The following is a 14,900-nucleotide window of genomic DNA, read 5'->3' as shown; positions in this document are numbered from 1 at the left end:
ATGGGTGAGATGAACAACACATCTGAAGTGTCCGGACTAATGCAAGTAACGAAGGAGCGCAAAGGTCTGCTGATTACAGCAAGTATCTTCTCGACCCTGTCGAGTCTGTTGCAGATTGTTCCTTTTGTCGGAGTGTATAAGATCGTCGAGGAACTGCTAACGCATGCGGGCCAACCATCTGCGATGGACAGAGATCTGTTGATCTATTGGGGGATCGTCGCATTCGTAGCCCTCATTGCAGGGCTTATTGCGCTTTATATCGGGGGGATGTGCTCACACATCGCTGCATTCAACATTTTGTACCAGCTTAGAGTTAGACTTGCGGAGCATGTTGCCAAAGTACCCATGGGGTATCATACCCGGACGGCAACCGGTGAGCTGAAGAAGATCATCGAAGTCAGTGTGGAGAAAATTGAGAAGTTTATCGCCCATCAGTTGCCGGATCTGGTAAGTGCGATCGTTATTCCACTGATGCTCTTGGGATATCTGTTCTGGCTCGATTATCGGATGGCGCTGGCGCTGTTGGTTCCAATCGGAATCGGGTTCTGGCTCCAAAGTCGCCTTTTCCGCAGCGAAAAAGGCCGTCAGGCTTATCGTGATTTTCAACTTGCCATCGAAGAGATGAATGCGACGGGTGTTGAATACGTGAGAGGTATGCCGGCAGTGAAAGTATTTGGGATTACAGCCGATTCGTTTCTGACGTTTAAACAGGCGGTGACGCGTTATCGGGATATTTCGTTGAAAATAACAGATTTGTGTAAAACATCCTACGGACTGTTTTTTGTAATCATGATCTCGTTATTTACATTCATCGTTCCGGTGGGTATTCTGCTGTCGAGTGGAAATGCGGGGAATCAGTCGTTTGCGATCACGTTTATTCTGTTTCTGATCATTACCCCGAGTCTATCTGCACCGTTATTGAAGTTAATGTATCTGGGTAGTGGGATGCGAGAGATTGTGGAAGGACAGAAACGGATTGAATCGGTGTTTGCCGAGCCGGTTGTACGAGAACCTGTGTTTCCCAAAGTTCCGGATACATATGAGGTTGCCTTTCGGCAGGTATCTTTTGCTTATGAACGTAAGGAGAGCGAAGCATATAAACCTGTACTTGATCAGATTGATTTTGTAGCCAAAGCAGGCGAGATGACGGCACTTGTCGGACCTTCTGGTGGAGGAAAGTCAACCATAGCGAATCTATTGCTTCGTTTCTGGGATGTGCAGGAAGGTGAGATTACGATTGGTGGAATTCCGATTCAGGAGATGGGTACGGAGAAACTGATGGATACCGTGTCCTTTGTATTTCAGGATGTACATCTGTTCTACGATACGATTGAAGAAAATATTCGGATGGGCAATACATCGGCTTCACGACAGGACGTTATAGCTGCGGCTCAAACTGCTTGCTGTCATGAATTCATTGAGAAACTGGATGCCGGATATGACACCAAAATCGGAGAAGGCGGTACGTATCTATCTGGCGGTGAAGCACAGCGAATTGCAATTGCACGAGCACTGCTCAAAAATGCTCCCATTCTGGTCTTGGATGAAGCGACGGCCTACGCGGATGCAGAGAATGAGCACAAGATACAGCAAGGTCTGGCCCAATTGGTTCAAGGCAAAACGGTACTGATTATTGCGCATCGTCTAACAACGATTCGTGCAGCAGAGCAAATTCTTGTGATCCGGCAAGGGACAATTGCTGAGCGTGGGACACATGATCAATTGCGTGCATTAGGCGGAGTATATGAGCACATGTGGCAGGCCCATATCAGTGCAGCTTCCTGGAAGCTTGGAGGTGCAGGACGATGAAGAATTATTTATACAATATATCTGGCGGTAACCCGCATAGTCTGCTTCCTTCGGTGATGGCAGCGATTCTGGACGGGATTGCAAAGATTGTTCCTGCGGCGCTGCTTGTAGACATATTCAATACGATATATAAATCTTTCGCTGAACCAGACAAAGGACTGGATATCAACCGAATGTGGGTTGTATGCTGCATCCTGTTTGCCTGGCTTCTGGTGGAATATGCAGCGTACGCTTCACTCTATGACAAGACCTATCGGGCAGCATACAGCCTTGCGGCTTCAGGACGGTTGAAACTGGCCGAACACATTCGCCATCTGTCACTAGGATTTTTCGGAAAACGTGATCCTGGAGATCTGACAAATCTGATCCTGAGTGATTATGGTCAGGTTGAGCATACGATCTCTCACAATCTGTCACAGCTGATCAGCGCGATTGTGCTTCCGGTACTTGCTTTTGGCGGACTTCTGTTGGTGGATTGGAGAATGGCCGTAACCATGTTTGTTGCGGTTCCCTTAGGTGTGGCTCTGTTATGGCTTACGGATTCCATTCAGGCACGACTGAGTGAGAACCATGTTCGAGCCAAAAACGAAGCCGCCAGCCGGCTTCAGGAGTATCTGAGCGGTATTCGTGAGATTAAGGCCCACAATATGGGGGGCAAACGTTTTGAACGGCTGCGTCGTTCTTTTGACGAATTGAAATCAGCTTCCATTCGGTTGGAAGGTATCATGGGACCGATGATCATGGGCGCGATGTTGCTCGCACGATCGGGGATGACGTGGATGATTCTGGTGGGCAGTTATTTGCTTGCAGGTGGTGAGTTGTCCTTACCGGTATTTCTGTTATTTTTGCTGGTAGGTACAAAGGTATTCGAACCGTTAACGGTTGTACTGATGAGTTATGGGGAGATGCGGTACTCAGCATATAGTGCAAGACGCATTATGGATGTGCAGCAGGAGGCCCCGATGGCAGGAACGGGAGATGTACAGCCCAATCAGGCGATTTCATTCGACCAGGTGACCTTTGGATATGATGACCGGCAGCCGGTCTTGAAAGACTTGTCCTTTACGATTGAGCCGCATACCATCACTGCGCTGGTTGGCCCATCCGGTAGTGGTAAAAGTACAGTCACACGTCTCATTGCCCGCTTCTGGGATGTACAGCAAGGCACCATTCGCATTGGTGGCAAACCCGTTGATCAGATGGACCCCGAGAAGCTGTTGCAGGATATCTCTGTGGTCTTCCAGGACGTGTATCTGTTCCAGGATACGATCGGCAACAACATTCGTGTAGGAAAGAAAGACGCTTCGCAATTCGAGATTGAGGAAACAGCACGCAGAGCTTGTTGTCATGAGTTTATCTCCAGTCTGCCTCAAGGGTACGATACGCTCGTTGGCGAGGGTGGATCGACGTTATCTGGTGGGGAGAAGCAACGGATTTCCATTGCACGTGCCTTGTTGAAAAATGCATCAATCGTATTGCTCGATGAAGCTACAGCTTCACTTGATCCGGAGAACGAAGCCGCCGTGCAGCAAGCGATTAATGAATTGGTCGCGGACAAGACGGTTATTTTGATTGCGCACCGATTAAAGACCATTCAGAATGCCGATCAGATCTTTGTATTGGACCAAGGTCAGCTCGTAGAGCAAGGAACTCATGCGCATTTGTTAGATCACTCAGGCATCTACGCTCGGTTGTGGCAATTACAACAGGATGCAGAAGGCTGGCAGGTAAAAGTAAACGTATAATAATGAGTTCGATGAGATAGATAAAGTAACTGAAGCAAATAAGCCTCATGTGGCTAATGAACTGACATAAAAGGAGAATGACAACGATGTTTAAACGAATTCCTGTATGGATTGCACTATGCTGTATGCTCACCTTGGCGGCCTGTGGAACGACCCAGACCACCAGTGAAGTGGCCAGCTCCTCAGAGGGGACTGCACAAGCAACGACCAAATTGATTACCAACCCAAATGGAGAAGAGATTACGATCCCTTTGAATCCAGAGCGCATTGTTGATCTATCCGGCTCTACAGAAGAACTACTGATCATTGGGAAAACACCTGTGGCCACGATGAGCGCAGATTACGGTAACCCGGAGGAACTCACGCCAACCATTAAGGATCAGCTGAGTGCAGATACCGTTAATCTGGGCTGGTATGGTTTCCCGTTCAGTATTGAAGCTATAGCGGGTGCCAATCCGGATCTGATCATCTTGGGAAAGGATTTTAACACGGATCAATATGAAACTTTATCTAAAATTGCACCTACAATTGCATTGCCATACTCCTACTATGATTGGAGAGAACGCCTGACATTCTTGGCAGATACGTTTGGAGAAGAAAGCAAGAAAAATGAATATCTGGCCAAATATGATGCGAAATCTGCAGAGTGGAAACAAAAGCTGGAGGCGGCTGTACATGGTGAATCCTTTGCCGTAATTGAGACATATCCAAACAACCTGGTCATCTATTCCAATAAAGGGGCAGCTGAGATGTTATACGGTGAATGGGGCCTGAAGCGCACAGAGGGTATCCCTGATCCAGAGGGCTGGGGAGGTAAACAGATCGCACTGGAGGCTCTGGCTACCGTTAATCCGGATCGTCTGTTATTGATGGAGAATAGCGAGAATAAGATGGTAGATAGTAAGGTGTGGAATAACATGAACGCAGTGAAGAATGGAAAGATCTACAAAATCTCTAATGTCGATAATTACAATTATTCGTACACAGCGATGGGGAGAATGGAGCTTATGGACCGTTTGGGTACGATGATTCTGGAAGGTCAGAAGTAAGAAGTAGTCGTTGGATTAGAGCCATTGAAACGATAGATTAAATCTAACATTTAACAGAACCTAATAACGCCTATGTGTAATTGTGTAATTTGTTCGAAATCATGTAACTTGAGTGGTTCTGGCTGCGTTTAGACATTGGGGTGATCTGATGTTGGTGAACGCGGTTCAACGGTACATGGTATTAGGACTTATATTTATCGGGATCTTCTTTACAGCACTCATCGTGCTTGAGAGGATTGAAGGGTACCATATTACAACGACAGAGTATTACGGCTTACGTAATCTAGGGGGCTTGATATATATTTTGTCGCTCATCCTGGGATTCGGTCAATATTTAGTCGCTTTTTATGTTGTTATTCTTAGCCCGATCTCATGGCTGCTGCGGAAATATGTATGCTTTCCTATGGTGAGAACTTTCATCTATATGATTGGGTTTGGATGGGGCGGGCTGTGGGTTTTTGATCTCATGTACAGTCCATATTTCGTGAATGGATATCATCTGAACCGAATGACATCGATATGGATATTTGCCGTCGCGGGGTTAGTCTATGCCATTGTGGAGAATAAGATTTGGCGAAGAGGACAGATGCAGAACGAACAGAAGACTACTTAACAAATGTTGAGTAGCCTTCTTGGTTTACATAATTATTATGGTGTTTTCATTGGTGGTTCAGTTAGAAAGGATTATGTAAGAGTAAGTAGTTAGTGAATATGAACAGCGGTTAAGTTAATTCGATAGTTTGTTATAAAATTCACAAAGGATGCAATTAAAATGAAATAGGAGTTTTATCGTAAAAAGGTAAAATTTTCTGTTATACTATTTGAGTTGTTTACATAAAGTTAGATATTTTAATGAAGGGAGTTCATGAAGTAAATTAGCCGTTTAGTTTAAAATTGTAGCTTGGAGGAAAGCATTTTGTATAAAGCAGGTTTTTGGATTAGATTAGGAGCAGGTGTATTGGATAGTCTTATTATTTCAATTCCGTTAGTGATTATTGCAGGTGTGCTGACGGGCAACTTTGATACGGATGAGCCGATTGCCAAACTGCTTAGTGCGTTATACTCAATTTTATTACCAGTTTACTGGTATGGTCGAACCATAGGCAAACGTATATGTGGAATTCGAATCCGCCAATACGATACACACGAACCGCCAAAAATTGGTACGATGCTGATGCGAGTTGTTGTAGCTGGACTTGTGTACGTATTAACTTTGGGTATCGGAGTTATTGTGAGTGCTTTTATGGTCGGTTTGCGTGAGGATCGACGTGCGATTCATGACTTTGTAGCAGGAACAGAAGTAGTTTGGGATTAATTCGAAGATTATAAAGAATTGCTGTACAGGGGTAAAAATCACTGTGCAGCTTTTAAATCATTAGTACTGTTTCACAAAACTCGTATTTTGTACATATGTATATAGATCGTTTGTAACTGAATCGCGTCTTCTCTTTTACTACTTAAGTGTGGTTGCATAATTTAACATTGTGTTTTTATCAAAGTACACACTATTCATTTCAAACAGGATATCGTCTTTAATCCAAGCTATGCTTCCTCCAGATCTGTTAATGAATGGGCTATAAAAGTACTTAACATCCCCTTTAATTATGATCTCGGTTTTATCCGATTGATTGATTTCTTGTCCCTGATAATAGCTCTCAGAAATACTCAGTACGGAGTCATTCTCTGACAAGTAGAAAATTACAAATGAACCATTAATCTTTTTAGTAACAACTTCAAAGTTTCCAGGAATAGTGGCATACAGTGGGCTAACTTCCTTTGATTTAATCTTGGGATTTATTTCTTCCACATTTAATGGCCCTGCACTTACTGGAGACATAGTGGCCAATAACCATATAATACTTAGAACTAGAAGCATTTTCTTTTTCATGTGTACCCTCCTGTGCTTGAGTTTTCCATTCTTAGCATAAGCTTTAATACAAAAACGTATACATTAAATTCTATAGCCTAAACGTAGTCTTTTGGAGGTCGTGAGAGAACTGTTTTGTTTCGAGGCACTGACCCATTAAACCGCTACGATCTTTCTGCTAACCCAACCGTTAAACGAATATAAAAAAAGGCCAACCAGTATTTACTGGCTGACCTGATAATTCGAAAAACCTCTAAAATTGCAACTTTGAATGGAACAATGTTCTTGTCCCGCGTCATATCGACTTAGACATTATCAATCTAGCTTTGATACGGAGAAGTATATGTTTCAACAAACAACCCTGAATTCCTGATTTCATTTAGATTTCCCACACATTCTTCTTGTAGTCCAATGTACATATAGTAGTCATTACCGAAATGAACAAACATGGATGACACGGACTGTTTCCCCCATAAATGTTCTCGGAGAATTAGTTTACATATATCGGATAAATTTGAATTATCAATGGTATCACCATCTTTTACGGTTGCAAACAAATCAGCCATTTTACTCGAAATAGACAGATTCTGAGTAACATTATCATCATATTTTTCTACGTTTGTAATTTTAAACGAAGAAACTTTCATACATTGCATTAGAGTTACTATTGCATCAATATATCTACTCTCAAAAGATAGATAGTCTGACAGTGTGAATTCTTTTCCTTCATAAACTTTCCCGATATCATAATATGATGTCCAATCTTCTTTTTTAAAGTTTCCTTTCAAAGTACCCAAAATAAAATGACACAAAGTAAAAAAAGTAAACGGCTAATCATTTCCGTTTACTTTTTTTAGTTAGGAGCTGCTTGAATAGACAGCTCCCAGTTCTCTCTTCAGGAGAGCATATTAAAGCATGTGATTAGTACTTATGGCATGATTAGTACCGGTTTAATAATTTTCCCTTGGCGAGCGAGATCCATAGCCGTATGAATTTCTTCCAGTGGAAAATATCGTATTAATTGCGCGAAAGGAAATGCACCATCTCTTGCATACTGGATTAATTGGGGAATAAATACTTGCGGAATGGCAGCCCCCTCGTCTACTTCTCCCCAGGTTTTTCCTTCGTTGATCTCGGTATCGGTTAGATGGGGTCTGTTACCCCCTACCCCGCATCCGATTGCTCCTGGTTTCATCACTTTTCGTACTTCATTCAAAACCTGTTCATTCCCCGTTGTATCAAATATATAATCAATTCCATTTGAAATTTCGAATAGAACTCGTGCTACATCTTCTGACTTCATTCCATTAATAAAATGCGTCGCCCCAATACTTTGTGCAGTCTCTAATTTAAATGCAACTTGATCAATAGCAATAATAGGATGGCTTCCCGCGATTTTAGCAGCCATGACTGCCGCCAATCCAACGCTCCCAGCACCTATAACTACAATTGAGTCACCACTCTTCGGTTTCAAATAGTTGAGAACAGAACCTGCACCAGTCATAAAGCCACACCCTAGCGGACCAAGTTGACGCAAATCTAAGTCTTTCTCCACCTTCACCACACTATTTTTATGACAAACCACATGAGAAGTAAATGAGCCCTGCCGAATTAGAGCAGCTACGGTTTGCTTATTATAGTTAATCGGTGATGTTTGATCCTTACGTAGACCCTCAAAGTTCTGATAGATGTGATCACATTCGTATGTTCTGCCATCCAAACAAGCCGTACATGTACCAAAATAAGTATAGGAAAGAACAACATGATCTCCTACCTGAAGGTGGTTTACGTTGTTTCCGACGCTCTCAATAATCCCACTTCCCTCATGACCTAAAACAATTGGATAATAAGAGCTGTTCTCAGTTGCATAGAGATCGGTATGGCAAATGCCACTGGCTACAATTTTGACCAAAACTTCATCAGCTCTAGGGACAGACAACTCAACATTTTTTATGGAAGCCTGTTCTCCTGGTTTTTGTTGAACTACGGCTTGTATCTTCATATGCTGCACCATCCTCCCAAGCTAGAATCAAGTAATACGAGTATAGAACCGCTCCATTTTTTTGTATGCAAATTGTATAGAAGGACCAACACTGAGTGCAATAACTACTGTTCCATACGAAACAGGACCTGATAATAAAAATCCTAAGATCAATGCTGTCGCTTCACAAATTAACCGAGCAAACCCGATACTGAGGCCAAACTTGTCATTGAGCACAAACATCAGTCTATCCATCGGGTGTGCTGCAAAGTTGGCTTGGAGATAAATCCCTGAACCCACTGCAATTAAGATAAAACCAAGTACAAACAGCGCAATTCTTGCGCCTAGGCCGACTAATTCAAAGGATTGAAAAATAAGAAGCGTACAGAAATCGATGACTACTCCCATCGTGAAAATGGTTATAAATGCGGGAAAGTCAGGACGTTTTTTGCCTAAAAAGGCATTCAGGAATATAACGAGCAGTCCAATGATAATTACCCAGGTGCCTGTTGTGAGTCCTACCGTTTTGGATAACCCTACATAAAATGCATCCCAAGCACTCGCTCCAACATTAGACTCAATGACACTAGAGACCCCTAGAGCAAGAACAATCAGGCCAATAAAGTAAAATAGCCATCTTTTGAAAATAAACACCATATTTCTGGGTTTTGCCGCAATTTGATTATTGTTTTCAGTCATGGAAACTCTCCTTTATTTCTATAAGAGTCAGGCATAAATCATGAGGCTATAATTGCTCCCCGTTTGTTGCAATAACATTCTTATACCAATCAAAACTTTTCTTCTTGATTCTGTTGAATGTTCCTTTCCCTTCGTCATCTCGATCAACATATATAAATCCATATCGTTTCTTCATCTCTGCCTTGGAAGCACTCACGATATCAATTGGCCCCCATGTTGTATATCCCATCAAATCAACACCATCAGCGATGGCTTCCTTCATCTGAACAATATGGGCACTCAAAAATTCTATCCTAGCATCATCATGGATGTTCCCGTCTTCGTCAATGGTATCCAAAGCACCAAAGCCATTTTCAACAATAAAAAGAGGTTTTTGATAACGATCATACATCTGGTTCAGTGTGATTCTAAGTCCCTTAGGATCAATATGCCATCCCCATTCGGTGAGTTTTAAATAGGGATTTCTACCACCAAGGTGAAGGTTACCTGGCGTGGTGTTTTTAGCTTTCTCTACATCCGTTGTTGCTATGGAAGACATATAGTAACTAAGCCCGATAAAGTCAACGGTATACTGCTTCAGTATAGTTTCGTCCGAAGGCTCCATTGCAATCGAAATATCATTCTCGATAAAATGTCGCTTTAAATAACTTGGATAATATCCACGGACCTGTATATCCGAAAATAATAAGTTCTTACGGTCTGCTTCGAAAGCGGCCCATACGTCATCCGGATCTGGTGTAAGCGGATAGGTGGTTAAGGCTGCAATCATACAACCGATTTTGGCGTTGGGATTGATCTCATGGCAGGCTTTTACAGCAAGTGAGCTTGCAATGAACTGATGATGAGCGGCCTGAAACATCACATTTTTCCGATTTTCACCTTCTTCAAATACGAGGCCTCCGCCGGTGTAGGGAGCGTGCAAAATGACATTAATTTCATTAAAGGTCATCCAGTACTTTACCTTGTCCTTATAGCGCTGCATAACTGTACGGGCATACCGATCATAAAATTCGATGAGTTTACGACTTCTCCATCCACCGTAAGTCTTGACCAAACCCACCGGCATCTCATAATGAGAAATCGTCACGACAGGCTCAATTTTATGCTTCAGCATCTCATCAAACAAATCATCGTAAAATTTCAGACCTTCTTCGTTAGGCTCCAATTCATCTCCATTTGGAAAAATTCGTGTCCAGGCAATCGACGTACGGAAGCATTTAAAGCCCATCTCGCCAAATAAGGCGAGATCTTCTTTATAGCGATGATAGAAATCAATACCGTCATGATATAAATTAACTCTCTCTGAAGATTCATCTGGGGGAAACATAATCCCATTCGGGTGAATATCTGCGGTGGAAAGCCCCTTACCTCCTTCCCTATATGCCCCCTCTAGTTGGTTTGCGGCTACTGCACCACCCCACATAAAACCCTCTGGAAATTCCTTTTTCATCTGTGTCATTGTATAAGCCTCCTATGATAATATTTAGTGGAGAGATGATTAGCTATCTTCTCTCCATGTGTTAAGAACGAGCTGTTTATGCTAATAAAGTAATTAAAGTCTCATTGGCTTGAACACGAGTGGATCTTGTATTCTCACTACATCCAAGTATTGGTCGGAATTTGTAACAATAATGGGCGTCGTTACCTGATACCCTTCTGCTTTGATTTCTTCAATATCGAACTCTACAAGCAAATCCCCTTGTTTCACCTGATCTCCAGCCTGTACTTTTGGTGCAAAATATTTTCCTTTTAATTTGACTGTGTTGATTCCAATATGAATTAAAATTTCCGCTCCATCCCTGGATGTAATTACAATGGCGTGGCTTGTCTTAAATATTGTTGATACGATACCATCGACTGGAGAAATTGCTCTTCCTTCACTTGGTTCGATAGCAATACCTTTTCCCATGGCTCCTGAAGAAAAAGCCACATCGTCCACCTGATCCAACGGTTTCACTTCACCTGATAATGGACTACCTATCTCCTCGGCTTGTTTACGGTCGTCGATAACAGGTGTTAAGGGTGAAACCTGGTTGTCTGACTTTTCCAAGTTTGTTTCTGCTTTTTTCCCATTGAATCCAAACATCACAACTAAAACTGCTGCTAGAGAGAAAGACGAAGCAATACCAACCACATACAATCCAATAGGTGAGAACACCGGAATCGTGAAAATACTATGGAATGCGGGATAGCTGAATGTAACTCGGAAGAAACCGATAATGCCCCCGCCTACTGCTCCTGAGATCATCAATAATGGCAATGTACGTTTATATTTGAGAATCAAACCGTAAACAATCGGTTCTGTTACTCCGGCTAATATTCCTGTCAATGCACTGGAACCAGCCAACGATTTGATCTTTTTATCTTTGCTTTTAAGAAAAACACCGAAGGCGATTCCCATCTGTGCAAACGTTGCAGCAGCCCACATCGGTCCAATATGATCGCCGCCATTCACGGCAATGTTAGAGAGCATAATAGGAATTAGCCCCCATTGTAATCCGAGGACAACAAGAAACGTAATTGTGGCACCGATGAGTGCACCCGTAAGTAAACCACTTTGTCCACTTAAGAAAGAAATAACAACACCAATACCATTACCTACGTAAACACCTATCGGTCCTAACGCCATTACGGTTAATGGAACAATGATTAATAACGAAATCATGGGCACTAGGAAAAATTGCAACGATTTGAGAATGACTTTCTTTAGAAAACGATCCAATACAATATAGGCACTGATCGCAATAATGATAGGAAATACGGTTGAAGAGTAAATCATCAGCACGACCGGTATCCCAGCAAAATCTGATATATCTCCAGTGTTAGTCATCAAACCTGTAAAATTGGGCTCCATTAAGGCCGCGCCAATCCCAGCGGCTACATACGGATTTCCACCCAGCTTTATCGCTAGCGTAATACCCAAAAGGATCGGCAGAAAATAAAACACTCCATTCCCAGCTGCGGATAAAATTGCATAAGATCCACTTTCTGTGGATAGCCATCCAAGGAGGACCAGTACAGTCAAAAGAGCCTTGAGCATACCTGCTCCAGCAAAAGCCGGTAATAACGGTGAAAAACTTCCAGATATCGTTTCAAAGATGCGTGAAGATAACTTGGTCTTTTCTACTTTCTCAGAATCATCATTCAGGTTCTCGGTGTTTAAGTTAGTCATTTTCGTGATTTCGTTATACACATTCCCCACATCATTTCCAATTACAACTTGAAATTGTCCACCTCCTTCGACCACCGTTAAAACACCATTCAGTTTCTTTAACGTTTCTTTGTCCGCTCTGCCATTGTCTTTTAGATTGAATCGTAAGCGAGTGGCGCAGTGTGTAAGTCCAGATACATTTTTTTCTCCGCCAATTAACTGAATTATTTCTTTAGCGAGTTCGTTATGGCTCATGCTGATTCTCCTCTAATTTTTCTCATATTGAAGACCAAAAAACCTAAACTCACCTCTTAAGAGATTTGTTTAGGTTTTGCCTTTTGGTTACAACCCTAAATTGGTTTCTTTTCGTGTTGCCGTATAACTCGTTCGATATGAATCGTTAAATACATCTGTTCTTCATCCGTTAATTCATAGGTGTAGCTATTCTCAATAAACTTTTTGATTTTTTCCGAACACTTATGCGCCTCTGGGTACTGCTCTTGAATAACCTCAAACAACTTATCTTTATGGTGTCTTTGATAATGATTCCCTCTCACTAGTCGTTGAGCGAAAAACTTCAAATGAGTCATAAACCGATAATAGATAAGGGAATTCTCATCAAAAGTAATTTTGAAATGGTACCGCACCAGAGTCAAAATTTCTTGCATTACTTTTGTCATACTCTGAATAGTAGGCATTTCTTCATTCAATTCTGCATTCACCAAATGAAGAGCTAAAAATCCAGCTTCATCTTCAGGTAATATGACACCAAATTGATCACAGATCATATTCAATGCTTCCAATCCAATTTCGTATTCTTCTTTATAAAATTGTTTGATCTCCCACAGTAAACCGTTTCTAATAAGCAAACCGCTTTCAAAACGTTGGATAGCAAAGTAGATATGATCCGCAAGATGAACATGGATGCTTTCATTTAAGTGTTTTCCCAACTTCATTTTCGCATAGGCAATCACTTTTTCTGACACTTCCATGTATTCAATTGGGATATCCTGAATTAAGGTTTTGAGCTTATTATTAATATCTTCGTTGTTTAAAGTGAATACCTTTTCAACATGCTGCTCCTCAACTAAATCCCCAATACTTTTTTTGAAAGCTATGCCGCGCCCAATAATAATGATTTCTTGATCATTTTTGATAGAAATAATGGCATTGTTATTTAAGATTCTATCTATTTTCACTTTATTATCATCTCCGATATTAAATCAGGCAAAACCTTTACCAGCTGATAGGTAAACGGTTTTGCCTGATTTAACAGTGACAACCCGTTTAAAATGCTTACCCTTTTTTTATAATCATGCAGAAGTCGTGAAGTACGATCTTTTTTCTAATTGAAACATCAGTGAACTTATCAGAATACCCAAAAGTACGATACCTGTAGAGAACCAGGTTAATCCCGTAAAGGACACACCTGAATTAACAAGAAACGTTCCAAGAGTAGCCCCTAGGAAATTGGCCATGTTAACAGTTGAGGCAGCTATGGTACCTGACATTGAAGGCGCCTCTCTTGCAGCCAACACTATTTTTGAATTCAGAATAGGAATCGTCCCAAACGTGCCAAAACCGAGCAAAAAACAGAGTGAAAATGCTACGATCGGAAAAACAAGTAACTGTGTAAACAACGACATCACAAAGGCTAACATAATAAGTGCAGCAATCAACCAGAACGTTAAGTTATGTTGTTTGATTTTCCCTGAAAGATAGTTCCCACATACTGCTCCAAGTCCCCATAAAAAGAGACCGGTTGTCACACCGAGAACACTAAAACCTGATATTTCTCTTAGCATGGGTTCGGTGAAAGTATAAGCTGCAAATACGCCAGAATAACCTAACAAGACAACAGCCATGATTAAGAGTACATGGCGATTCTTAAACATTCTTAATTCACTTCGAAGATCAGGAGCTTTCTCAGGTTTTTGATCTGGAATCGCAAAAATAAGCCCTAACAAGGATAATGAACTCAGAACCACAACAAACCAAAACACATAACGCCATTCAAATACTCCACCGAGATATGAACCAAAAGGCACCCCAATGAGGAGAGCGATTGTCACACCTGCATTGACAAGAGACATAGCGCGTGGAGCCTGCCCAGGTTTTGCTAAACGAACAGCTACCAACATGGCTACGCCAAAATAGGGTGCATGAATGGCAGCAGATAACATTCTAGATACTAGGAGTACCTCAAAGTTAGGTGCTGCAGCTGCGGCTGCATTACTCAAAATAAACACGACCATATACCCTACAAGTAACTTTTTAGGTGATACTCGAATTGTCATCATATGCAATAGCGGTCCAAGTACAGCTACCCCTAAAGCATACATTCCCAATAACATACCGGTTACTGAAATATCCACGTTCAAATCTACTGAGAACTGTGTTAATAGTCCAGTTACCACAAATTCTGTCATACCAAGACAAAAGGTTGTAATTAGGAAAACAATACTTGTCCAGTTCTTACCTTTCTGTAAAACTTCCATTCCATCCTCCTTACTATATTATTGAGCCAAAAGAAGAGCTCCTAGGACCTGCTTCTTCTGGCATTGTATTGTATTCGTGTAACACGAAGTCAAGTCTTAAT

Annotated in this window: 12 protein-coding genes and 1 pseudogene; 5 read left to right on the top strand and 8 right to left on the bottom strand. The window is 41.8% G+C overall.

The window, feature by feature from the left end:
* Positions 1-9: 9 nt before the first annotated feature.
* The 5 genes from EL84_RS23120 (at position 10) to EL84_RS23100 (ending at position 5,918) form a co-directional block, all read left to right on the top strand.
* Positions 10-1,809, top strand: a complete 1,800-nt coding sequence (locus tag EL84_RS23120; RefSeq protein ID WP_047843278.1) for an ABC transporter ATP-binding protein — start codon at positions 10-12, stop codon at positions 1,807-1,809.
* A complete protein-coding gene (locus EL84_RS23115; protein WP_047843277.1) occupies positions 1,806-3,554 on the top strand; it encodes an ABC transporter ATP-binding protein in 1,749 nt (582 codons plus the stop codon). The genes EL84_RS23120 and EL84_RS23115 overlap by 4 nt, the downstream gene beginning before the upstream one ends.
* 86 nt (positions 3,555-3,640) lie before the next feature.
* The gene (locus EL84_RS23110; RefSeq protein ID WP_235431585.1) at positions 3,641-4,603 is read left to right on the top strand and encodes an ABC transporter substrate-binding protein; all 963 of its coding nucleotides are present in this window, start codon (positions 3,641-3,643) and stop codon (positions 4,601-4,603) included.
* Positions 4,604-4,751: 148 nt separating this feature from the next.
* A complete protein-coding gene (locus EL84_RS23105) occupies positions 4,752-5,216 on the top strand; it encodes a hypothetical protein (protein WP_047843276.1) in 465 nt (154 codons plus the stop codon).
* 303 nt (positions 5,217-5,519) lie between these two features.
* Complete coding sequence (locus tag EL84_RS23100) at positions 5,520-5,918, top strand: RDD family protein (RefSeq protein WP_081746009.1); 399 nt, start codon at positions 5,520-5,522, stop codon at positions 5,916-5,918.
* A gap of 138 nt (positions 5,919-6,056) precedes the next feature.
* Here EL84_RS23100 and EL84_RS23095 read toward each other — a convergent pair whose 3' ends face one another.
* The 8 genes and pseudogenes from EL84_RS23095 to EL84_RS23060 all read right to left on the bottom strand — a co-directional run bounded on the left by EL84_RS23095 (position 6,057) and on the right by EL84_RS23060 (position 14,799).
* Entirely contained in the window at positions 6,057-6,491 is a 435-nt protein-coding gene (locus EL84_RS23095; RefSeq protein WP_047843275.1) for a hypothetical protein, read from the bottom strand.
* A gap of 299 nt (positions 6,492-6,790) precedes the next feature.
* Positions 6,791-7,267: a hypothetical protein gene (locus tag EL84_RS23090; RefSeq protein ID WP_053061581.1), complete on the bottom strand. Its 477-nt coding sequence runs from the start codon at positions 7,265-7,267 to the stop codon at positions 6,791-6,793.
* Positions 7,268-7,398: 131 nt separating this feature from the next.
* Positions 7,399-8,472, bottom strand: a complete 1,074-nt coding sequence (locus EL84_RS23085) for an NAD(P)-dependent alcohol dehydrogenase (protein WP_047843273.1) — start codon at positions 8,470-8,472, stop codon at positions 7,399-7,401.
* Positions 8,473-8,499: 27 nt separating this feature from the next.
* Positions 8,500-9,150 (bottom strand): YczE/YyaS/YitT family protein, encoded by a 651-nt coding sequence (locus tag EL84_RS23080; protein WP_053061580.1) that lies wholly within the window; start codon positions 9,148-9,150, stop codon positions 8,500-8,502.
* 46 nt (positions 9,151-9,196) lie between these two features.
* Positions 9,197-10,609: a 6-phospho-beta-glucosidase gene (locus EL84_RS23075; protein ID WP_047843272.1), complete on the bottom strand. Its 1,413-nt coding sequence runs from the start codon at positions 10,607-10,609 to the stop codon at positions 9,197-9,199.
* A gap of 76 nt (positions 10,610-10,685) precedes the next feature.
* Positions 10,686-12,556: pseudogene (locus EL84_RS23070) on the bottom strand (beta-glucoside-specific PTS transporter subunit IIABC).
* Positions 12,557-12,651: 95 nt separating this feature from the next.
* Positions 12,652-13,500, bottom strand: coding sequence for a BglG family transcription antiterminator LicT (gene licT, locus EL84_RS23065; protein WP_047843270.1), 849 nt, complete (start codon positions 13,498-13,500; stop codon positions 12,652-12,654).
* A 114-nt stretch (positions 13,501-13,614) separates the two neighbouring features.
* Positions 13,615-14,799 carry an MFS transporter gene (locus EL84_RS23060; protein ID WP_047843269.1) on the bottom strand — a complete coding sequence of 395 codons (1,185 nt, stop codon included), beginning with the start codon at positions 14,797-14,799 and terminating at the stop codon, positions 13,615-13,617.
* Between the last annotated feature and the right edge of the window lie 101 nt (positions 14,800-14,900).

It is taken from the genome of Paenibacillus sp. VT-400 (genome assembly GCF_001029205.1).
GTDB lineage: Bacteria > Bacillota > Bacilli > Paenibacillales > Paenibacillaceae > Paenibacillus > Paenibacillus amylolyticus.
This window is presented reverse-complemented; position numbering and strand designations above follow the sequence as displayed.

Coding starts and splice junctions, on each gene's coding strand:
- EL84_RS23095 (WP_047843275.1), bottom strand. CDS start 6,491: ATGAAAAAGAAAATGCTTCTAGTTCTAAGTATTATATGGTTATTGGCC.
- EL84_RS23075 (WP_047843272.1), bottom strand. CDS start 10,609: ATGACACAGATGAAAAAGGAATTTCCAGAGGGTTTTATGTGGGGTGGT.
- EL84_RS23120 (WP_047843278.1), top strand. CDS start 10: ATGAACAACACATCTGAAGTGTCCGGACTAATGCAAGTAACGAAGGAG.
- EL84_RS23105 (WP_047843276.1), top strand. CDS start 4,752: ATGTTGGTGAACGCGGTTCAACGGTACATGGTATTAGGACTTATATTT.
- EL84_RS23085 (WP_047843273.1), bottom strand. CDS start 8,472: ATGAAGATACAAGCCGTAGTTCAACAAAAACCAGGAGAACAGGCTTCC.
- EL84_RS23080 (WP_053061580.1), bottom strand. CDS start 9,150: ATGACTGAAAACAATAATCAAATTGCGGCAAAACCCAGAAATATGGTG.
- EL84_RS23110 (WP_235431585.1), top strand. CDS start 3,641: ATGTTTAAACGAATTCCTGTATGGATTGCACTATGCTGTATGCTCACC.
- EL84_RS23060 (WP_047843269.1), bottom strand. CDS start 14,799: ATGGAAGTTTTACAGAAAGGTAAGAACTGGACAAGTATTGTTTTCCTA.
- EL84_RS23115 (WP_047843277.1), top strand. CDS start 1,806: ATGAAGAATTATTTATACAATATATCTGGCGGTAACCCGCATAGTCTG.